Raw genomic sequence first — 20,716 nt, 5'->3', positions numbered from 1 at the left:
GTCCTTGGCCGAGGGCTTGCGCATCGACAAGTGGCTGTGGTTCGCCCGCTTCTTCAAGACGCGCAGTCTGGCCGCCGCCCAGGTGGCGGCGGGCGAGGTGACGGTGAACGAAGCGGTGGCGGCGCGAACCTCGTTTCTGGTGCGGCCGGGCGACGTGGTGGTGTTTCCCGCCGGCAAGCGCCGCCGCCGCGTCACCGTTCTCGCCCTGGGGGAGCGGCGCGGCCCGGCGCCCGAGGCCCAGGCGCTTTACCGCGAGGAAGAGCCGCCGCCGCCCGAGGACCCGTTCGCCCCATGCTGATCCTGCCCCGCGTCATCGGCCATCGCGGCGCCGCCGCCCATGCGCCCGAGAACACCCTGGCATCGTTCGCCAAGGCGGCCGACCTTGGCTGTGCCATGGTGGAATTCGACGTCCGCCTGACGGCCGATGGTGTGCCGGTGGTCTTTCATGACGACACGCTGGACCGTTGCGTCGGTGTGCACGGGGCGGTGGGGTGTCTGTCCCTGTCCCGTTTACGGACAGTGGCGCCCCAGGTTCCGACCTTGGCCGAGGTGCTGGAATTGTGCGCTGTGCGCGGGCTGGCGGTGGACATGGAAATCAAGCCCGACCGGGGCATGGGCGCCGCGACCGCCGCCGCCGCCATCCGGGTGGCGCGGGACTGTGGGCAGGCGGCGCCGTTGCTGTCCAGTTTCGACGCGGATGCCCTGGCCGTTTCCCGCGCGTTGGCGCCCGACTGGCCGCGCGCCTTGCTGGTGGAGCGGGTGCCCGCCGATTGGGCGCGCCGGGTGGCCGCTCTGGGATGCTGTGCGCTGGGCGCCCATCACCGGGCGTTGCCCACCCCTTTGGTCGGGCAGCTTAGGGCCGCCGGATTGGCGGTGCTGGCCTTCACCGTCAACCGGCCGGGGCGGGCGCGGCGGCTGTGGACGCGCGGCGTGGACGCGGTTTTTTGCGACGCACCCGACCGGCTATTGTGAAATGTCATGATTTTTTCACCGCGGGTGTGGTCAACCGTGGCCGGGCTCTATATATGTGCCCACTGTTGGCAAGTCTCGGTGCCGTGGCGTTTCATTTCGGAGTGATTGGTACTTTCATGAAGCTCGACCCCATCGTCATTTCCGGTCGCGAAGTCCTGCCCGTCGTCGAGGGTGGCAAGGGCATCAACGTCTCCAACGGCGAAAGCTCGGGTGCTTGGGCCGCTGCTGGCGGTGTCGCCACCTTCTCGGGGGTGAACGCCGACACCTATGACGAAAACGGCAAGCTGATTCCCATGGTCTACCATGGCAAGACCCGCACCGAACGCCACCACGAACTGATCGCCTTCGGCATCAAGGGCGCCATCGCCCAGGCCCGCATCGCCCATGACCTGTCCGGCGGCCAGGGCCGCATGCACATGAACGTGCTGTGGGAAATGGGCGGGGCCGAGGAAATCCTGGAAGGTGCGCTGATCGGCGCCAAGGGGCTGATCCACGGCGTCACCTGTGGTGCCGGCATGCCCTACAAGGTGGCCGAGATCGCCGCCCGTCACAGCGTCTATTACTATCCCATCGTGTCGTCGGCCCGCGCCTTTCGCGCGTTGTGGAAGCGTTCGTTCCACAAGCACGGCGAGTTCTTGGGCGGCGTGGTCTACGAGGACCCGTGGCTGGCCGGCGGCCATAACGGCCTGTCCAATTCCGAGGACCCGCAAAAGCCCGAGGCGCCCTATGCCCGCGTCGTCGAACTGCGCAAGACCATGCGCGATTGCGGCGTCGCCGATGCCGTTCCGGTGTTCATGGCCGGCGGCGTGTGGGCGCTGAATGAATGGGCCGATTGGATCGGCAATCCCGAACTGGGCGCCATCGCCTTCCAGTTCGGCACCCGTCCGTTGCTGACCCAGGAAAGCCCCATCTCGGATGCCTGGAAGAAGCGGCTGCTGACGCTCAAGCCGGGCGACGTGCTGTTGCACCGCTTCAGTCCTACCGGCTTCTATTCCTCGGCGGTGAAGAACGACTTCATCAACGAGCTGGTCGAGCGGTCGCACCGTCAGATCGCCTATTCCGGCGAGAATGTCGGCGACCATGTGGCCGAGCTGCCGATCGGCGCACGCAAGCGTATCGTCTGGGTCACGCCCCATGATCGCGAGATGGCCTTGGGTTGGATCGCCCAGGGTTTCACCGAGGCGTTGCGCAGCCCCGACAACACCCTGGTCTTCGTCACCCCGGACAAGGCCGAGGAAATCCGTCAGGCTCAGGTGGATTGCATGGGCTGCCTGTCGCAGTGCATGTTCTCGAACTGGGCGCAGAACGATGCCGGCACCACCGGCAAGAAGGCCGATCCGCGCAGCTTCTGCATCCAGAAGACCCTTCAGAACATCGGCCATGGCGGCGACGTGGAAAACGAACTGATGTTCGCCGGCCACAACGCCTTCCGCTTCGGCTCCGATCCGTTCTACGCCAACGGCTTCATTCCCACGGTGAAGCAACTGGTTGAGCGTATCGCCAGCGGCGAATAACAATATCCAGGGGGCGCCGGCTGACGGCGCCCCTTTTCCGTTTCGCACGCCCCCTTTCGCCGGCTTGATCCAGGTCACGGCACGGCGCAAAAAATGTGATAGATTTCAAGAGCCTCTATGATAGGTTCAAGAGATTACGTTTTGTAAACCGGATGGGGTCCGCCCACATCATGCCCATGGTCACCGTGCGTCCCTATAGCCAAGCCCTCGACCGCCTGCGCGCCGCCGGGCTGCGTCCCACCCGTCAGCGTCTGGCCTTGGCGCGCCTGCTGTTCGACGGCTGCGACCGCCATATCTCGGCCGAGCAACTGCATTCCGAGGCGCTGGGCAACAACATCCGGGTGTCGCTGGCGACCGTCTACAACACGCTGCACCAGTTCACCGACGCCGGCCTGTTGCGGGAAATCGTGGTCGATGCCGGCCGTTCCTATTTCGACACCAACACCTCGGACCACCACCATTTCTTCTTCGAGAAGAGTGGCAAGCTGTGCGACATCCCGGCCGAGATGGTGGGTCTGACCAAGATTCCCGCCGCCCCCGACGGCTTCAACATCAGCCGGGTCGAGGTGATCGTTCGCGTCGACGGCTGAGCCCGTCCGCGTCACCGACAGGGGCCGCCTCTTTGGGGCGGCCCTTTTTCATTCCGCCAGCAACGCCTTGACTGCCGCCTCGGCTTCGGCGCCGGCCCAGTCGCGCAGCCCCGACCCGTGCCAGGCGACGCGGCCTTGGGAATCCACCAGCAACGAGGTGGGCAACACCGCGTTGCCGAACTGGGCCGGATCGGCGGCGTAAGGAGTCAGTGCCCGGATGTCGTTGCGCGAGAACCATGCCAGCACGCGCTCCATGCCGCCGCGGTCCAGCGACACCGTCACCACCTGGAACCGGTCGCCGCCCAGGCGCCGTTCAAGGGTGTCGAGGGCCGGCATCTCGGCGATGCAGGGCGGGCACCAGGTGGCCCACAGATTGACCAGCATCACCTTGCCGGCAAGGTCGGCCAATCGCATGGAACGGCCATCGGCGTCGGCGAAGGTGAAGCCGGGCAGGGGGCGGCGTTCCGCCACCGGCGCCAAGGGGAAAAGGCCGTCGGTTTCCGCTGTTGGGTTGCCGCGCGGTTCGGTGTAGCCTAGGCGCCCGTCGGAGCCCAGCCAGGCCACCAGCGCCCCGCCACCGGCGGCGAGCGCCACGGTGGCGCCGACCAGGGCGAAGCGAACCAGTTTCATCGACACGGCCATTCCTTTCTGTTCACGGGTATCATGAGCGACAATCAGACGTCCGCCTCCGGCGCCTCGACCAACCAGGGCACCGCCCCGGCTTCTTCCATGTGGGGCGGCCGCTTCGCCGGCGGGCCCGCCGCCATCATGCAGCGGATCAACGCCTCCATCGACTTCGACCAGCGCCTTTACGCCCAGGATATCCGCGGCAGCAAAGCCCACTGCACGATGCTGGTCAAGCAAGGGATCATCACCGCCGCCGACGGCGACGCCATTCTGGCCGGCCTGGAGCAGGTGCTGCAAGAGATCGAGGGCGGAAACTTCCCCTTCCGCACCGAGCTTGAAGACATCCACATGAACGTCGAGGCCCGTCTGGCCGAGATCATCGGCGAGGCGGCCGGACGCCTGCACACCGCGCGCTCGCGCAACGATCAGGTGGCGACCGATTTCCGTCTGTGGGTGCGCGATGCCCTTGACGGCATGGAAGCGGCGTTGAAGGGTCTGCAACAGGCATTGCTGGACCGTGCTTTCGAGCATGCCGGCACCGTCATGCCCGGCTTCACCCATCTTCAGGCGGCGCAGCCGGTGACCATGGGGCATCATCTCATGGCCTATGTGGAAATGATCGGCCGCGACCGTGGCCGTCTGGCTGACGCCCGCGTCCGTCTGAATGAAAGTCCGCTGGGTTCGGCCGCCCTGGCCGGCACCTCGTTCCCCATCGACCGCCATTTCACCGCCCGGCAACTGGGCTTTGACCGGCCGATGAACAACTCGCTCGACGGCGTGTCCGACCGCGACTTCGCGCTGGAATTCATGAGTGCCTCGGCCATCTGCGCCGTGCACCTGTCGCGTCTGGCGGAAGAACTGGTGATCTGGACCTCGGCCCAGTTCCGTTTCGTCAAATTGTCCGACGCCTTCACCACCGGCTCGTCGATCATGCCGCAAAAGCGCAATCCCGACGCCGCCGAACTGATCCGGGCCAAGACCGGCCGGGTCATCGGCGACCTGAACGCGCTGTTGATCGTCATGAAGGGCCTGCCCCTGGCCTATTCCAAGGACATGCAGGACGACAAGGAGCCGGTGTTCGAATGCGCCGACACCATGGAACTGGCCATTGCCGCCATGACCGGCATGATCAAGGACATGGTGGTCAACACCGACGTCCTGGCCGCCGCCGCCGGGGCCGGGTTCACCACCGCCACCGACATCGCCGACTGGTGCGTGCGCGAGCTCAAGATGCCGTTCCGCCGCGCCCACCATGTCGCCGGCTCGTTGGTCAAATTGGCCGAGGACAAGGGCTGCGACCTGCCCGACCTCAGCCTGGACGAGATGCGGACCGTCGAGCCCGGCATCACCGAGGCGGCGCGGGCCGTGCTTTCGGTGGAAAGTTCGGTGGCCAGCCGGATCAGCCATGGCGGCACCGCGCCCGACAACGTGCGTGCGGCGGTGGCCGCCGCCCGCGCCAAGTGGCTGTGAACAGGAAAGGGATGGGCATGCGCCGTCTGACGACCTTGGCCGTGATCGCCGCGCTGGCGCTAAGCCTGTCGGCCTGTGGCCGCAAGGGCAAGCTGATCCCGCCCGAGGGCAGCACCTATCCCCGTTCTTATCCCGACGTCAGTTTCCCGCCCAATCCCGACGACCGGGCCGGCGGGACGGAGAACCAGGTCAGATGAACCATTTCGACTACGTGAACGGTACCTTGCACGCCGAGGGCGTGCCGGTGACCGACATCGCCGCCCGTGTCGGCACGCCGTTCTATTGCTATTCCACCGCCACCCTGGTCCGCCATTACACGGTGTTCGCCGAGGCGCTGGCCAAGGCCGGCCTCGACGCCACCGTGTGCTTCGCGCTCAAGGCCAATTCCAATGTGGCCGTGGTGCGCACCCTGGCCGATCTGGGGGCCGGCGCCGACGTGGTCAGCGAGGGCGAATTGCGCCAGGCGCTGAAGGCGGGGGTGCCCGCCGACCGCATCGTGTTCTCCGGCGTCGGCAAGACCCGGCGCGAACTGGAATTCGCGGTGGCCAAGGGCATCATGCAGATCAACGTGGAATCCGAGCCGGAATTGGAACTCCTGTCCCAGGTGGCGGCGGAACGCGGGGTCAAGATGCCGATCGCGCTGCGGGTCAACCCGGACGTGGATGCCGGCACCCATGCCAAGATCACCACCGGCAAGAAGGAAAACAAGTTCGGCATCGAATGGACCCGCGCGCACGAGGTCTATCGCAAGGCCCGCGCCCTTCCCGGTGTCGAACCGGTGGCCATCGCCTGCCACATCGGCTCGCAATTGACCGAGATCGAGCCTTTTTCCGCTGCTTTCCGTCGGGTGCGCGATCTGGTGGCCATGCTGCGCGCCGACGGCTTCGACATCCGGCACCTGGATCTGGGCGGCGGCTTGGGCGTGCCCTATGACGGCGAGACCCCGCCCTCGCCCGACGTCTATGCCCAGGCCATCAAGGCCGAACTGGGCGATCTGGGTTGCCGCGTGGTGCTGGAGCCCGGCCGCGTGCTGGTGGGCAATGCCGGCATCCTGGTCAGCCGCGTGGTCTATATGAAGGAAGGGTCGACCCGCACCTTCGCCATCGTCGATGCCGCCATGAACGATCTGGTGCGCCCGGCCATGTACGAGGCGTTCCACGGCATCGATCCGGTGACCCAGCCGGCGGCCGGCGCGCCGCGTCAGCCGGTGGACGTGGTCGGTCCGGTGTGCGAGACCGGCGACACCTTCGCCAAGCAGTGTCCGTTGCCGCCGCTGGCGGCGGGCGATCTGGTGGTGTTCCGCACCGCCGGCGCCTATGGCGCGGCCATGTCGTCCACCTACAATTCCCGCCCGCTGGTGCCCGAGGTGCTGGTGGACGGCGACCGCTTCGCCGTGGTGCGGGCGCGCCCCAGCTTCGAGGAGATGGCGGCGCTGGAAAGCCTGCCCGACTGGCTGGAATAAGGCCGCGATGACGCCGTTGCCGCCCGCCCCGCCCCAGGTCGATCCCGCCCGGTGGGCGCGGCTGGGGCGTTGGCTGCGGCTGGCTCGGATGGTGCTGTTGTGGGAACGGCTGTGGCCGTTGCTGTTGCCGGTGCTGTGCGTGCTGGGCCTGTTCGTCGCCTTCGCGCTGTTCGATCTGGCGCCGCGTCTGTCCGCCTGGGGGCACGGGGCGGTTCTGGCCGTCAGCGTCGTGGCCGTCGTGGCGTTGCTGGTTCGGATGGCGATGCGGCTGCGGTTGCCCGATTGGGCGGCGGCGGCGCGGCGGCTGGAACGCGATTCCGGTCTGAAGCATCGCCCCCTGGCGGTGCTGGGCGACCGGCCGGCCGGTTCCGCCGATCCGTTGGCGGCGGCGTTGTGGCACAGCCATGTTGACCGCGCGCTGGTGGCGCTGGACCGTCTGCGTCTGTCCTGGCCTTGTTCCGACATGGCGGCCCGCGACCCCTATGGCCTGCGGGCCGGGGTGTTGTTGATCCTGGTGATCGCGGCGTCCGGGGGCGGGGATGACGCCCCGCGCCGGCTGGCCCGTGCGCTGGACGTCGGGTCCTTGGGGCTGGCGCCCGATCTGGTCGAGGTGTGGCTGACGCCGCCGCCCCACACCGGCCGTCCGCCGGTGACCTTGCGCCGCGACGGCGCCGGAAACGAGCCGGTGGCGGTGCCGGCGGGCACGGCGATCCTGGCCATGGTCGGCGGCGGCTGGGGCGACGCCCGGCTGATCCAGGGGGGACGGACACAGTCGTTTCAGCGTCAACCGGACGGCAGCCAGAAGATTGAAACGCGCCTGGACCGGGGCGGCGAGCTGGTGATTCGGCAATCCCTGTTCACGGTGGCGCGCTGGCCGGTCACCGTCACCGCCGACGCGGTACCGTCCGCCGCGTTCTCCGCGCCATCGGAAGGCGACCGGCGGGGGCGGCTGCATCTGGCGGTGTCGGCGTCCGACGATTACGGCCTCGAACGGGTGTGGGTGGCTATCCGGCGCCTGGGCGCGCTTGACCATGACCCGGTGCTGGAGGTGGCGCTGCCCTTGGCCGGCACCACCCCGCGCGAGGCGGAACTGAGCGGCTGGTTCGACCTGGGCGCTCATCCGTGGGCGGGCATGCCGGTCACCCTGACCCCCATGGTCAAGGATGGCGCCGGTCAGGTCAGCGCCGGTGCGGCCGAGGTGGTGACGCTTCCTGAACGCCAATTCGTCAATCCGGTGGCGGCGGCGGTGATCGACGCGCGCCGGGCCCTGGCCGAGGACGCGGATTCCTTGCCCGAAGTCGCGGATTTCCTGGATCGCTTGCTGGACGAGCCGCAGGCGGTGGGCGGCGACCTCAAGACCGTGCTGATGCTGGCCTTGTCCAATCGGATTTTGCTGTCGGAAAACGGCTTCGACCTGGACGAAGTGCGCGAGCTGTTGTGGCAAGCGGCGTTGCGCATCGAGGACGGCGACCTTTCCAGCGCGGAACGCGCACTCGATGCCGCCCGCAAGGCGCTGGAGGATGCACTGGACCGGGGCGCCGATTCCCAGGAAATCCAGGCATTGCTCGACGCTTTCCAACAGGCGTTGGAGCGGACCTTGGCGGCGATGACGGCAAAACAGGGAACGCCGTCGCAATCCGCCGCCGGTGGCGGCACGGTGGGCGCCGACGAATTGCACGACATGGTGGACCGGCTGCGCGATCTGGCCTCGGCCGGGGCGCGCGATGCGTTGCGCCGCGAACTGGCGCAACTGAACCGTATCCTTCAGGGATTGCAGCCGGGTGACGGCATGGGTGGCAATCCCGCGCAACAGGGACTGGACGCCTTGCGCGACCTGGCCCGGCGGCAGCAACGGTTGCTGGACGACAGCCATGCCCAGGCGCGGGCCGCGCTTCCCGCCGAGGGCGAACAGGCGGCCGAGGCGCAACGCGAGTTGCGCCGGGGTCTGGCCGAGGTGCGGCGCCAACTGGCCAAGGACCTGGGCGAGGCGCCGAACGTCCTGGACGAGGCGGAGCGCGCCATGGACGGTGCCGCCGGCCTGTTGGAACAGGAGGAATGGGACGCGGCGGCCGAGGCCCAGGCCCAGGCCATGGCCAGTCTCAACCGCGCCGCGCGCGAGGTGCTGGAACAGGTCGGCGGCAGCGGCCAGGATGCCTGGGGCATGGTGCCGCGCGATCCCCTGGGGCGGCCGCAACGCGGCCCCGGCGACGGCGACGACGGCACCACCCACGTCCCGGAACGGGGCGATATCCAACGTTCGCGCCAATTGCTGGACGAAATCCGCCGCCGGGCCGGCGACGGCCAGCGGCCCGAACCGGAACGCGACTACCTGCGGCGGTTGCTGCGGCAGTTTTAATCCTCAGTCATCCTCGTAATAGCCCTGGTCGGCACCACGATGGCAGGCCGGGCAGTTTGATCTGGTCACCACCTTGGGGTCCTTCCAGGTCCGGTCGGAAATCTTGCGGTGCTTGCGCTCGAAATCGGGGTTCTCGGTGATGCGTTGCGGCGTGCCGTTGGGGGCGACCCATTGCATGTACTTGCGGGCCCGGCCCTGGCCGACCACGTCGCCGGCATTGGCGGTCAAGGTGGCACGGATGGCCTGGACCTTGTCGGCGGGCAAGCTGGCGTCCTCGCCGAAATGGTCGGCCAGTTCGTCCATCATGCGGTTCCACGACCGCGCGGGCAGGAAGGCCGGCTGGAACGCCATGTGGCAGGCGCCGCATTCCTTGAGCACCAGCGGGTCCTTGACCGGCGGTACCCAATCGTCGCCGGCCAGGGCCGGAGCCGGCACCAGGGCGGCAAACAGACACAGTCGCAAAAGGTTGGTTCGCATGGTCATTGCCCCGTCATGAAGGTGACGTAGTCGCCCTTTTCCTGGGGCGTGCACTCGCGGCCCAGCACGCTTTTGCAATCGCGGCCGAACTGCTTTTCCACCTGATCCAGGTCGGTGAAGCGTTTGGGATTGGCCGACACCGCCACCGGGTCGATGGGCCGTCCGGTCTTGGCGTTGCGGCCGGGATCGCGGGGATTGTCGGTGTGGCAGGACGTGCAAGACGGCGTGCGTGCGTCGCCCTTGGCCCATTGGGTGCGGAACAGGGTTTCGCCGCGCTGGGCGGAAAAGCCGGCGAAGGCGGAATCCGCCTGTTTCGCCTGGACGGCATAGTGGGAAAGCACCAGATCGTGGGCGGAACCGGCGGCCATGGCGGCCACCGGCGCCAGCACCAGGGCGGCGGCGAGGATACGTTTCATCGGATCGGTTCCTTGACTTGCGAGGCGGCACGCGGACCATTCAGGGCGTCGGTCAGGCGGGCCCACAGGCGTTTGCCGCCATAGACGTAAACGACGAAGGCGATGTGGGCGAAGATCAGCCACAGCGAGGCTTCGGCCACCGCTTCGTGCGGATGCTCCAGCCAAGTGACGAAGTCCGCGCCGGCCCCCGACAGGGCAACCATGCCGACCACCGCCAGCAACGTCACCGCGAACCATGCGAACAGCGGATGGCGGCCCCGGCGTTGGGTCAGCCAGCCGGCCAGCGCGCCCAGACTGGGGCGCGGCAGGCGCAGCGGCCCCGCCGATGGTGCCGCCATGGCCGCCAGCAAGCGTGCGACGATCGCGGCCAGGACCGCGTAGCCGGCGAACTGGTGCATGGCGTAGGTGTCTTCGTCCGCCGTCACATAGGCGACCAGGAAACCGCCGCCGACCCAGGCGTGCCACAGTTTGAGCAACAGATGCTGCATGCGCGGGGACATGGTTTCCTCCGCTCAGTCGTCGTCGCCGTCGTCGTCGTCACGATGGCGTTTGTCGTGGCGCTTTTCGTGCTTCTTTGCCCGCTCCAGTTCCTTGCGGTCCTGGCGGGGGGCGGTCAGGTAGCCGTTGTCACGGGCCTGAGTGGCGACGGCGTCGCCCGTCTGGCCCGGCGTGACCTGCTGTTGCTGTGCGGCCTGTGCGGGAAACGGCGCGTTGTTCCGGGTTTCGGCGTAGGCATAGGCGGCCGAGCCGATCAACGCGGCGGCGGCCAGACCGTGAATAAGCATTTTTCCAAGCATCGTCGTGCTCCTTGGCTGTCGTTGGACAAACCCTAGCAAGGGTTGCCTGAACGCAGCCTGAGGGAGCCGTTCATCCGCCGTTCAGGTTGGCGAATGCGGTCGAGATGGGGAAAACTCTGAAACGAGGGTCAGAACTTGCGCGAGGCCACCAGTTGGGCCGGCATGTGGCGCAGGCGGACGAACTGCGCCAGGACATGCATGATCGACTGGTGCACGTCCTCGATCACACCGTAATTGTCGGCGGTCACGTGGATGCTGACGTCGGCCAGGGTGGCGCTTCGCCCCCCGGCGAAACCGGTCAGGGCGATGGTCTTCATGCCGATGTCGCGGGCCGTTTGGACCGCGCGCACCACGTTCTCGGAATCGCCCGAGGAACTGATGGAGATCAGCACGTCACCGGCGCGGGCGAACTGTCCCACCTGCCACGAGAACACGTCGGCATAGGAAATGTCGTTGGCCACCGCGGTCATCACCTCGACGTTGCACGACAGGCTTTGCACGCGCGGCCGCAAGCCGGTATCCGAGCCGATACCCTTGGCGTGGTCGCACACCAGATGGTTGGCGATGGCCGCCGAACCGCCGTTGCCGCAAGAGAATATCTGGGCGTCGCGGCCGACCGCTTCGGCCAGGATCGCCTGGGCGGCATCGAGAGAGGCGCGCGACACCGACGCCAAAGCCTGACGCATCTGCTCGGCATAGGCGTCGAAGAAGCTGGCGATGCTGTCGAAGGGCTGGTCGGGAAAGGTCATTGGCGGTACGGCCCGGAAAACAACGAAGCTGTCGTTGTTAGCAGATTGCCCCCGCGTTCCCAAGTGGAAAGCGGCCTTTTCAGACCTGCGGGCGAAAGGCCAGGAACGTCATGTCGTCGCGGCGGCGTTCGTCGCCGCGCCATTGCGCCAGCCGTTGGAACAGGACGTCCATCTGTTCGTTGAGCGGCCGGTCGGCCACTTCGGTCAACACCTGTTGCAGCCGCTTGCGGCCGAACAATTGCCGCACCTCGCTGCCCACCTGATCGGTGACGCCGTCGGTGAACAGGTAGAAGGCGTTGCCCTTGCGGAACGGCATCTCGCGGGCGGTGAAGCGGTAATCCTCGGGGCTGTCGAGGTAACCCAGGCTCATGCGGTCGCCGCGCAACAGGTGGAAGGCGCCGTCCTCGGCCACCAGCAGCGGCAGGTTGGCGCCGGCGAAGGTGATGGTGCCGCGGTCGCGGTCGAGCACGCAGATACCGGCGTCCAGACCGTCGTTGCTGACCGCGCTGTCGCGGTCCTGACGAAGCGCCGTCTTCACCAGCCGGTTCAACTGGGTCAGCATCTCGGCCGGGTCGTCGTGGCCGTGGTGATGCAGGATGCGGCTGAAGCTCGACGCCACCACCGCAGTCATGAAGGCGCCGGGCACGCCGTGGCCGGTACAGTCCATCACCGCGATGACGCCCTTGTTGCCGAAGGCGCCGGCCCAGTAATAGTCGCCGCCGACGATGTCCAGGGGTTGCCAGCCCACCGCCAGTTCGTCCACCAATCCGACCAGCGCGCCCTGGTCGGGCAACAGCGCGGTCTGGATGCGGCTGGCGTAACGGATGCCGTCGTTGATGAAGCGGTTGGCCTTTTCCAGTTCGGCGTTGGCGACGTTGAGCTGGGCCAGGGCGCGCTCCACGCCCTCTTTCTCGCGGGCCAGTTCGTGGGTACGTTCCTCGACCCGGCGTTCCAGGTCGCGGGCCAGCGCGGCCAGTTCGGCTTCGGCCTTGTCGCGGCCGTCCAGCCCGTCCTGGCTTTCCACCAGCATGGAATTCATGGTGCCGACCAGGACGCCCAATTCGTCGCGGTCGTGCTTGGGCGGCAGCTCGATCAGGAAGGCGCCGGGGCGGGCCGGATCGACCTTGGCGATGGCGGCGGTGATCTTGAGCAACGGCTTGGTGATCATGGCGTAGAACACCGCGACCACGAACACGCACAACAAGATGGCCCGCGCCGCGCCCGACCACATGGTCTGCAACACCCGGTCCAGCCAGGTGTTGAGCAGGCGGCCGGTGTCGAGCTTGAGGTCCAGCCGGCCGACGACCGACATCGATCCATCGGGGGCGCGGGTTTCCAGAGTCAGGGAATAATCGGCGATGTCGCCGAACAGGTCGCGGGCCAGGCTGGGCAGCGGTGTGGCGACCAGCGGCCGGTCGGCCCCGCCCAGCCGTCCGCCGTAATTGTCGGTCAGCGTCACCTCGATGACCGCCGGGTCCTCGTGCAGGCCGCGCGCCACCTCGCCGGCCAGTTCCGCCGATAACTGATAGGCGGCCTCGACCGCCAGGCCGCGCACCAGTTGCAGGTTGGCGGCATAGGCGCGCCGTACCTGATCGTGCATGGCGCGGTAATCGGACAAAAGCTCATAGGCGGACGACAGCAAGCCCAGCACCAGCGCGATGGCCAGCGTGGCGAAAGCCTGTTTGAAGGAAAGGCCGTCCAGCATACGCATTTTCGCGTTTCCGCTCATGCGCTGGGGGGCAACCGGGGGCCTGGCTTGGTGCACGTCGGGTGGCGTCCCTCGAAATGGTGTCCGTCAAAGACCTGATCATTTTGGGGAATTCCCGCGGAATCGTCCAGAGCCCACATGCTGCGACGCCATATTTTGTCACAGGAAGGGGGAACAAGCCGGTGGCGGGAGCTGGGCTTGTGTTTCACAATAATCTGGTAGAACTGTCAGGATGTCGTCTCGACGGCAAAGACAAGGACAGGGCCAGAGGAAAGAATGGATGAATCGTCCGTGCCGAAACAACGACTGAGTCTGCGCGGCGCCCGCACCGAGAAGGCGGAATCCGCCGAGGTGCCATGGCCGGTGCTGGTGGTGGACGACGACCCCCAGGTTCACACCATGACCCGCGTGCTGCTGCGCGATTTCGACTTCCAGGGCCGCAGTTTCGAGGTGTTGAGCGCCTATTCCGCCGCCGACGCGCGCGAATTGCTGGCCACCCATCCCGACGTGCCGATCATGCTGCTCGACGTGGTGATGGAAACCGACATCGCCGGGCTGGAACTCGCCCGTTACATCCGCGAGACCCTGGGCAACCTGTCCTTGCGCATCATCCTGCGCACCGGCCAGCCGGGCGAGGCGCCGGAACGCCGGGTCATGTTGGATTACGACATCAACGATTACCGCTCGAAGACCGAATTGACGGCGCAGAAGATGTTTACCGCCGTGGTCTCCGCGCTGCGGTCGTGGCAACACATCACCACCATCGAACGTCTGAACACCACGCTGGAGACGCGGGTCGCCGAACGCACCGCCGAGTTCGAAGAGGCGCGGGCCTTCGCCGAAAGTCTGGTGGAATTGTTGCCCAGCCCGGTCTGGTACAAGGACGAGCACGGCCGTTATCGCCTTTACAACCGTGCCTTCCGCGAGTTCTTCGACATCGGTCCCACCTGTTGGCACGGTTGCACCGGCACCGAGGTGCTGGGCGAACGATTGCCGGCCGAGGAGAACGACACCGACGACATGTTGTTGTCCGGCCGCGCCGAACGCATGTCCTATGAGATGGCGCTGCCCGACATCACCGGCATGGCCCGTTCGCTGATGGTGTCGAAATCGCTGGTACGGCGCGGTGACGGTGGCGGCGGCGTTCGCGGCGTGGTGGCGGTGGCCACCGACATCACCGAACGCAAGGGGCTGGAGCGGGAATTGCGGCGGTTGGCCACCGTCGATCCGTTGACCGGGGCCTTCAACCGCCGTTATTTCCTGTCGGCGGCCTCCCAGGAAATGGAACGTGCCGTGCGCTACGGCGGCTCCCTGTCATTGCTGATGATCGACATCGACCATTTCAAGCGGGTCAACGACCGTTTCGGCCACGCGCTGGGCGACGAGGTGTTGCGCAAGACGGTTGAGGTGTGCCGCGCCAACCTGCGCGAGGTGGACATCTTCGCCCGCCTGGGCGGCGAGGAATTCGCCGCCCTGTTGCCGCAGACCGCCAGCGCCGGGGCGCTGGGGCTGGCGGAGCGCCTGCGGCGGGCGGTGGCCGAGATGGTGGTGCCGTTGGCCGGCGGCGACCTGCGGGTCACGGTCAGCGTCGGCGTCGCCGAACGCTCGGTCGAGACGACCTTCGAGCATTTGATGAGCCGGGCCGACCAAGCCCTTTACGCGGCCAAGGAAACGGGACGCAACCGCGTCGAAATGGCCCCCGTGCCCGCTGCCTGATGTCGCCGGGGTTGATGCCTGTGACGGAAAGGTTTACCTCCCTAAGACAGGACGGAGGAAAGGGACAGAATTTGGAGCCGGGCGACAACGTCATCGACCTCGCCAGGGAGCGCCGCCGTCGCGGTCCGCGCTTCGACGGCGGGCTCATGGACATCCTGGAGGTCAGCCGCGATCTGGTCTGTCTGTGCCGGGCCGGGGCGATCACCGCCATCAACGGTGCCGGTGCCCGCATGCTGGGCGCCGATACCACCGAGGAACTGGTGGGCCGGCGCATGGACGAGTTCCTGGTTCCCGAATACGGCAGCATGCTGAAACTGTTCCTGTCGGGCATGGCCAGCGAGGACAAGGCCGTGCCGACCCGCATCCAGGCGCTCGACAAGACGGCCAAGGCGGTCGAGATGCAGGTGTTCCGCGCCCGCGAGATCGCGCCCGACGCCACCGTTGTGGTGTGCCGCGAGTTGGCTGTCGAGGTGGCGGCGGCCGAACGTCTGCACGAAACCGACCTGTGTTTCCGTCTTTTGGTCGACAACGGCATGAACCTGGCCTGCCAGATTCATGACGGCGTGGTCCGCTATGTCAACCGCGCCGGTGTGGCCCTGTGGCGAGCCTCGGGCCCCGATCAGGTGGTGGGCCGTCCTTTCGCCGAGCTGGTGCAACTGCCCGACGGCCTGTCGCTGGATGCCGACACCCTGCGCGCCCTGGCCGAGGATGGGCGTCCGGTGCCGTTCATGCTGTTGGGGGTGGACAAGGTGCCGATCCGGGTCCAGGCCCGCTTTACCCTGGTGCCGTTGTCCCAGGGCCTGGAGGTGATGGTCGAGGCGGTGGCCGTTTCCTGAGGCAAAGAAAGGTGAAGGCGTGACGCAATTCGGTGGTCGTTCGGTTTTCTGGACCCGTCGTCGCACGATATGGGCGGCGGTGGTGCTGGTGGCGACGGCGCTGATGACGGCGGGTGGCATGTGGCTGCCCGGCTGGGGATTGCGGTACGGGCTGGTGCGGGCGCTGCACGAGGTGGGCTGGCCGCGGGTCACCGTGTTCTCGGCCGATTTGTCGCTGTTCAAGGGCGCGGTGGTGGTGCGCGAGCTTCAAGCCGGCGACGATTTGGGCAGCATGCTGGGCATTGGCGGCCTTGACCTGCGGTTCCGCTGGAAACCGCTGTTTTCCCGCCGGGTGTCGGTGGAACGGCTGAACCTGTCGGGGGTGGACGTTGACGTCGTCCGCCAGGGCGAGACCGTGGTGGTCAATGGCCTGCCGCTGACGGTAAGCGGCGGCGAGTCCACGGGGCCGCTGTGGAGCTATGACGTCACCGCCCTGTCGCTGGCCGACAGCCGCATTCACGTGGCCGACGGGCCGTTGCAGGCGGTGGTCGAGGTCGACCGGCTGGACATCCAGGATTTGCGCAGTTGGGAACCCGACACGCCGGTCCGCTATGCCCTGACCGGCCGGATCAACGGCGCGACGGTGGCGATCCAGGGGACGGCGACGCCGTTCGCCACCGAGCCGGCCTTCGCCGCCCAGGTCCGGGTTGACGGCTTCGTCTTGGCGGCGGTGGCCGACGTGGTGCGTCAAGCCGGTGGCGGCGCGCTTTCCGGCCGGCTGGATGTTGACGCCAAGCTGTCCGGTGGCATGGCGGCGCCGCTCGGCGCGTCGGGGACCGCCACCTGGCATGATGGCGGCTGGACGGACGGCACCGTCCGTTTCGCGGCGAAGCAGGTGTCGCTGGCCCTCGATTCGCTGCGTTGGGACGGGGACAAGGTGGCGTTGGCCGGGACGCTGGGCGGTCAAAGCATCGAACTGGAAGACGGCGGTGTCACTACCTTCGCCGCCGATTCCGCCAAGCTGGCGGCGGCCGAGGCCGGTTGGGACGGCAAGGGGCGCAAGCTGTCGTGGCGTGGCGGCCTGCATGCCGACCGTCACCGGGTGGCGGCGCCCGGCATCCGCATCGAACATGCTTCGCTGGATTGGACCGGCAGCACCCGCTTCGATTTCGCCGCCCAGGCGACCTCCTTCGTCCATGCCGAAGGCCGGGCCGAGGTGACCGGCGCCGCCCTGACCATGGGGGATGTTTCCCTGAACGCCGAGCGGGTGGCCACCGAAGGGATGTTCGAACACGCCCGGCCGACCGGCATGTTGCCCCCCCTGGCCGGCGCCATGACAGCCGAGGCCGAACAATTGGCCTTGCGGTCGCCGGGGCGGGAATGGCTGACCGCCAGGAAGCTGGACCTGCGCGACATCAAGTTGGCGCCGGGTGCCGGCGCCAGCCTGGGACGGCTGGAGGCGCAGGAGCTGACCGCGTTGGCTCAGACCGGCAAGGACCCGTTCCGTCCCCGGCTGGAAGCCCGGCGGGTGGTCCTGGAACGGGCCAGCCTTGCCGCTGACGGCGCCATGGCCGCTTCGGCCCTGACATTGGACGGGGCGCGGGCCCGCGTCACCCGCACCGCCGACGGCATCCTTGGTCTGTCGGCGGCGGGGGACGGGGGCGGCGGCGCCGCGTCCTTGCCCAAGCTGGCGCTGGGCCGGTTCAGGATCGGCGACGGCCGGGTCGATTTCCGCGACCGTTCGTTGGCCGAACCGGTCAGCTTGCGGTTCGACGACGTGGACGTCACCGCCGACGCTCTCGACACCGCCCGGCCCGACCGCCAGTCGCCGTTCACCGCCAAGGCGCGGCTGGGGGTGGCCCAGATCGCCGCCGAGGGTCGGGTGCGGCCGTTCGCCGCCGTTCCCGACGGCACGCTCAAGGCCAATCTGAAGGCATTGGAACTGACGCAGTTGTCGGCCTATGTGGCCGACGCCCTGGGCGTCCACGTCCAGACCGGACAATTGGACGCCGACATCGCCATGACCGCCGACCAAGGCAAGCTGGCCGGCAACCTGAACCTGTTGTTGTCGCAGTTCTTCATCGCCCAGCCCGATCCCGACACGCCCCTGGCCAAAAGCGCCGACATGCCGGTCGAGACGGTGCTGGACCTGTTGCGCGATGGGCAGGACCGCATCCGCCTGTCCATCCCGGTGGGCGGCGACCTTTCCAACCCCAATTTCGACATCAGCGACGCGGTCGGCCAAGCGGTGGGCGGCGCCTTGCAGACGGCGGTGTTCACCACGCTCAAGGTGGCGTTTCCGCTGGCCGGGCTGATCAGTCTGGTGATCGACGATGCGGAAAGCCGCCGGCTTGCCCTGGAACCGCTGGGCTTCGCGCCGGGACTGGCCACCTTGGACGAGACCGGCCATGAACGTCTCGCGGCGGTGGCCGGGTTGATGAAGGACCATGACGGCGTCACCCTGACGCTGTGCGGCGTCGCCACCCAGGCGGCCGATGCTCCCGCGTTGGCCGAACGGCAGCAAGGTCTGGTCGCCCGGCTGCGGCAGTTGGTGGGCAAGGACCCGGGGGCGCAAGCCCAGATGTCCGAGCGCGACCGGCTGTTGCGGCTGGCCGATTCCCGCGCCCAGGCGGCCAAGGCGTTCCTGGCGGAACAGGGCGGCATCGATCCCGGCCGGCTGTTCGTTTGCCGGTCGCGGGTCGAGACTGAGGAAACGGCGGTTCCGCGCGTGGACATGGTGCTTTAGACGCGGATAACCGCTTGATGAGACGCTGATCAACAGAAGCGGAATGCGGAATGAATGGAATTCCGCAAAAGTCTGCTTGTGTCTTGCGGCGCACTTCCGTCATTTGGCACCTGAGGTGATGATCTGGATCAAGGGCGGGCAAGGGATGCGGGGTCGCGGGGTACGGGTGTCCTTGTTGCTGGCGGTTGCCGGCTTGGGTGGGGTGGACATGGCCGCGGCGGCCGATCCCTTCGTCGATACCCGTGTCTTGCCCCGCCACGCCGGCCGAACTCCCCCGGACCTTATCGCCTATGAGGACGCGCTGGGGGGACAGACCACCTTTCTTTATCGTGACCAGCGGCTTTCCCCCTATCAGCCGGCGTTCGACCATCTTGCCGCCGCTCCCCAGCCGGTGCACGCCATGGCCGGATTGTCCGAAGGTTCGACGGCGGTTCAGGCCCTGCGGCTGCGGGCGGCCGGCGACGGTTGGGTCGCGGCTGCGGCGGCGCGTGGCGAAAGCGGGCACGCCTATCGCGACGGTGCCGGAACCAAGCTGAATTTCGGCTATGAGCGCGAAAGCGAATGGCTGGGCGGGCGTTTCGGCCGGCAAGAGGACACCCAGGTCACCATCGGTTTCGCCCGCGACGTGCTGGAAGACGCCAAACTGCTGAATTACGGTCTCGACCTGCGCTATCTGGATCAGGGCGGCGGCCGCGCCACCGTCGAGACCCGCTCGTTGCCGGGATGGTTCAACCATGCGGGCGCCCAGGCGGCAGTGTTCTATCTGCACCTCGACGCCGACAACTACAATCTGCGGGCCGCGCCGTCGGTCCGCCTTTACGCCGACGGATTGCACCGGGGGATGCGGGCCAACGGCTGGGCGGCCCATGACGAAGCGGCCAGCCGCACCTTGTTCGGGGGCGAGATATCGCATCAGACCCACGCCGCCACCCGTTATGGGCGCGATTACGGGCCGGCGGTCATTACCGGCTATTGGGTGCCGGGGGTGGAACTCGACCGCGCCAGCCTGTGGGCCGAACATACCCGCCGTTTCGAAAAGGGCGAGATCCAGGCCGGCCTGCGCTATGACTTGGTGTCCATGAGCGCGGCCGACGCCCACACCGTGCCCAACGCCCCGGTGGCGGTGTTCGCCCAGTCGGCGCAACAGCTTTACGAAGCAACCTACGGCCCCGGCATCGACAACGATTCCCTGGATCACAATATCAGCGGCCGGTTGCGGGGCGAGCGGCGGCTGGCAGAGGGAAGCCTGGGGTTCCTCGACCTGTCGCGCATGGTCCGCAGCCCCGACCACGCCGAACGCTACAGCGGCAACGGCGGTCCCGCCGCCCTGGTCGAGGTGGGCAACCCCACCTTGCGGCCGGAACGGCATTACAAGGCCGAGACCGGCGCCAGTGTCGAAGGGAACGGCCATCGCGGCTATGGCCGCGCCTCGCCGGCCGGCGCCTGGAAGGTCTCCGGCAGCGTCTGGCACGACCGGATCGAGGATTTCGTCAGCATCGATTGGGCACGCGGCCAGACGGGGGTGGTCTCGACCAGCGGCGGCCAGGTCTATCGCAACGTCGATGCCGCCGTCAGCGGCGTTTCGGCCGACATCCAGGTCAACCCGGCCGAACATCTGGCGGTGCGGCTGAACCTGACAGGCCAGCGCGGGCGCAACCTGAGCGACGGCCGGCCGCTTTACCAAATGCCGCCGTTCGAGGCCAATCTGTTCCTCGACACCTTCGGCGGCGACGACGACCTGGGGTGGAACGTAGGGGGACGTCTGCGGATGGTCGCCGCCAAGCGGGCGGTGGATTCCGACCTGGGCGACGGTTCGGGGCTGGACACCGCCGGGCCGGCCGGCGGCTTCGCCACCGTGGACCTTTATGCCGGGCTCAACATCGGAACCAACGCGGCGGTGGGGATTGGCATCGACAACCTGTTCGACAAGCTTTACCGCGAACACATCAAGGCGGTGCCCAACACCTCGCTGGGCGTGATGCCCAACGCGCCGGGGCGCACGCTGACGCTGCGGGCGATGGTCAGCTTTTAACCGGCCATTCGGCCAGCAATCGTTCCACCACCGCGTGCGCGGCCTCGGGCCGGCAACCCTTCATGAAGGGACCGGCCGGCGCCGCGCGCATGTTGGGGCCTTCGCTGCATCGTCCCAGGCAGGCGACGGTTTGTACCCGCCAGTCAAGACCCCGCGCCGCGACTTCGGCCGCCAGCGAATCGCACAATTCCTCACCGCCGTTGCTGCCGCACGAGGCCGCGCCCAGGCGGCGGTGGGTACAGACGAAAAGGGTGGGCGGCATGGGCACG

Annotated in this window: 20 protein-coding genes; 12 read left to right on the top strand and 8 right to left on the bottom strand. The window is 67.6% G+C overall.

Features of this window, described 5'->3' with window-relative positions; all coding sequences use genetic code 11:
- The first annotated feature begins 4 nt into the window (after positions 1 to 4).
- The 4 genes from G4223_RS19485 to irrA all read left to right on the top strand — a co-directional run bounded on the left by G4223_RS19485 (position 5) and on the right by irrA (position 3,076).
- Positions 5 to 298, top strand: coding sequence for an RNA-binding S4 domain-containing protein (locus tag G4223_RS19485; RefSeq protein ID WP_205762587.1), 294 nt, complete (start codon positions 5 to 7; stop codon positions 296 to 298).
- Positions 292 to 972, top strand: coding sequence for a glycerophosphodiester phosphodiesterase family protein (locus tag G4223_RS19480; protein WP_163683172.1), 681 nt, complete (start codon positions 292 to 294; stop codon positions 970 to 972). Before G4223_RS19485 ends, G4223_RS19480 begins: the two co-directional genes overlap by 7 nt.
- A 116-nt stretch (positions 973 to 1,088) precedes the next feature.
- A complete protein-coding gene (locus G4223_RS19475) occupies positions 1,089 to 2,486 on the top strand; it encodes an NAD(P)H-dependent flavin oxidoreductase (protein WP_163683171.1) in 1,398 nt (465 codons plus the stop codon).
- Between the two features lie 170 nt (positions 2,487 to 2,656).
- Positions 2,657 to 3,076: an iron response transcriptional regulator IrrA gene (gene irrA / locus G4223_RS19470; protein WP_163683169.1), complete on the top strand. Its 420-nt coding sequence runs from the start codon at positions 2,657 to 2,659 to the stop codon at positions 3,074 to 3,076.
- A 48-nt stretch (positions 3,077 to 3,124) separates the two neighbouring features.
- Here the strand turns inward: irrA and G4223_RS19465 are convergent, their stop codons facing one another.
- Positions 3,125 to 3,706 (bottom strand): TlpA family protein disulfide reductase, encoded by a 582-nt coding sequence (locus tag G4223_RS19465; protein ID WP_241004236.1) that lies wholly within the window; start codon positions 3,704 to 3,706, stop codon positions 3,125 to 3,127.
- Positions 3,707 to 3,739: 33 nt separating this feature from the next.
- Here G4223_RS19465 and argH point away from each other — a divergent pair, with 33 nt between their 5' ends.
- From argH to G4223_RS19445, 4 genes are read left to right on the top strand one after another with little or no spacing between them, the layout of a single operon-like run.
- Complete coding sequence (gene argH / locus G4223_RS19460; RefSeq protein WP_163683165.1) at positions 3,740 to 5,173, top strand: argininosuccinate lyase; 1,434 nt, start codon at positions 3,740 to 3,742, stop codon at positions 5,171 to 5,173.
- A gap of 17 nt (positions 5,174 to 5,190) precedes the next feature.
- Positions 5,191 to 5,370, top strand: a complete 180-nt coding sequence (lptM, locus tag G4223_RS19455) for an LPS translocon maturation chaperone LptM (RefSeq protein WP_163683001.1) — start codon at positions 5,191 to 5,193, stop codon at positions 5,368 to 5,370.
- Positions 5,367 to 6,635 carry a diaminopimelate decarboxylase gene (lysA, locus tag G4223_RS19450; protein ID WP_163683163.1) on the top strand — a complete coding sequence of 423 codons (1,269 nt, stop codon included), beginning with the start codon at positions 5,367 to 5,369 and terminating at the stop codon, positions 6,633 to 6,635. Before lptM ends, lysA begins: the two co-directional genes overlap by 4 nt.
- A 7-nt stretch (positions 6,636 to 6,642) precedes the next feature.
- Entirely contained in the window at positions 6,643 to 8,991 is a 2,349-nt protein-coding gene (locus tag G4223_RS19445; RefSeq protein ID WP_163683162.1) for a DUF4175 domain-containing protein, read from the top strand.
- Positions 8,992 to 8,994: 3 nt separating this feature from the next.
- Here the strand turns inward: G4223_RS19445 and G4223_RS19440 are convergent, their stop codons facing one another.
- From G4223_RS19440 to G4223_RS19415, 6 genes are all read right to left on the bottom strand, one after another.
- Positions 8,995 to 9,468: a diheme cytochrome c gene (locus tag G4223_RS19440; protein WP_163683160.1), complete on the bottom strand. Its 474-nt coding sequence runs from the start codon at positions 9,466 to 9,468 to the stop codon at positions 8,995 to 8,997.
- 2 nt (positions 9,469 to 9,470) lie between these two features.
- Entirely contained in the window at positions 9,471 to 9,884 is a 414-nt protein-coding gene (locus tag G4223_RS19435) for a DUF1924 domain-containing protein (RefSeq protein WP_163683157.1), read from the bottom strand.
- A complete protein-coding gene (locus tag G4223_RS19430) occupies positions 9,881 to 10,384 on the bottom strand; it encodes a cytochrome b/b6 domain-containing protein (protein ID WP_163683155.1) in 504 nt (167 codons plus the stop codon). Before G4223_RS19430 ends, G4223_RS19435 begins: the two co-directional genes overlap by 4 nt.
- 12 nt (positions 10,385 to 10,396) lie before the next feature.
- Positions 10,397 to 10,681: a hypothetical protein gene (locus tag G4223_RS19425; RefSeq protein WP_163683154.1), complete on the bottom strand. Its 285-nt coding sequence runs from the start codon at positions 10,679 to 10,681 to the stop codon at positions 10,397 to 10,399.
- 128 nt (positions 10,682 to 10,809) lie between these two features.
- Positions 10,810 to 11,430, bottom strand: a complete 621-nt coding sequence (locus tag G4223_RS19420; RefSeq protein ID WP_163683152.1) for an SIS domain-containing protein — start codon at positions 11,428 to 11,430, stop codon at positions 10,810 to 10,812.
- A 79-nt stretch (positions 11,431 to 11,509) separates the two neighbouring features.
- Positions 11,510 to 13,141, bottom strand: a complete 1,632-nt coding sequence (locus tag G4223_RS19415; protein WP_241004232.1) for a SpoIIE family protein phosphatase — start codon at positions 13,139 to 13,141, stop codon at positions 11,510 to 11,512.
- A 273-nt stretch (positions 13,142 to 13,414) separates the two neighbouring features.
- On the opposite strand from G4223_RS19415, the gene G4223_RS19410 reads away from it, so the two are divergent.
- The 4 genes from G4223_RS19410 to G4223_RS19395 all read left to right on the top strand — a co-directional run bounded on the left by G4223_RS19410 (position 13,415) and on the right by G4223_RS19395 (position 20,447).
- Entirely contained in the window at positions 13,415 to 14,854 is a 1,440-nt protein-coding gene (locus G4223_RS19410; RefSeq protein ID WP_163683149.1) for a diguanylate cyclase, read from the top strand.
- 71 nt (positions 14,855 to 14,925) lie between these two features.
- Positions 14,926 to 15,690, top strand: a complete 765-nt coding sequence (locus G4223_RS19405) for a PAS domain-containing protein (protein WP_163683147.1) — start codon at positions 14,926 to 14,928, stop codon at positions 15,688 to 15,690.
- Positions 15,691 to 15,709: 19 nt separating this feature from the next.
- Positions 15,710 to 18,415, top strand: coding sequence for a DUF748 domain-containing protein (locus tag G4223_RS19400; protein WP_163683146.1), 2,706 nt, complete (start codon positions 15,710 to 15,712; stop codon positions 18,413 to 18,415).
- Positions 18,416 to 18,533: 118 nt separating this feature from the next.
- Positions 18,534 to 20,447 (top strand): TonB-dependent receptor domain-containing protein, encoded by a 1,914-nt coding sequence (locus G4223_RS19395; protein ID WP_163683144.1) that lies wholly within the window; start codon positions 18,534 to 18,536, stop codon positions 20,445 to 20,447.
- Here the strand turns inward: G4223_RS19395 and G4223_RS19390 are convergent.
- Positions 20,437 to 20,709, bottom strand: a complete 273-nt coding sequence (locus G4223_RS19390) for a (2Fe-2S) ferredoxin domain-containing protein (protein WP_163683142.1) — start codon at positions 20,707 to 20,709, stop codon at positions 20,437 to 20,439. The genes G4223_RS19395 and G4223_RS19390 overlap by 11 nt on opposite strands.
- Positions 20,710 to 20,716: the final 7 nt, after the last annotated feature.

This window comes from Magnetospirillum aberrantis SpK (assembly GCF_011022235.1).
GTDB lineage: Bacteria > Pseudomonadota > Alphaproteobacteria > Rhodospirillales > Magnetospirillaceae > Magnetospirillum > Magnetospirillum aberrantis.
Note: the sequence above shows the minus strand (reverse complement) of the source record. Positions and strands in the feature narration are given on the sequence as shown.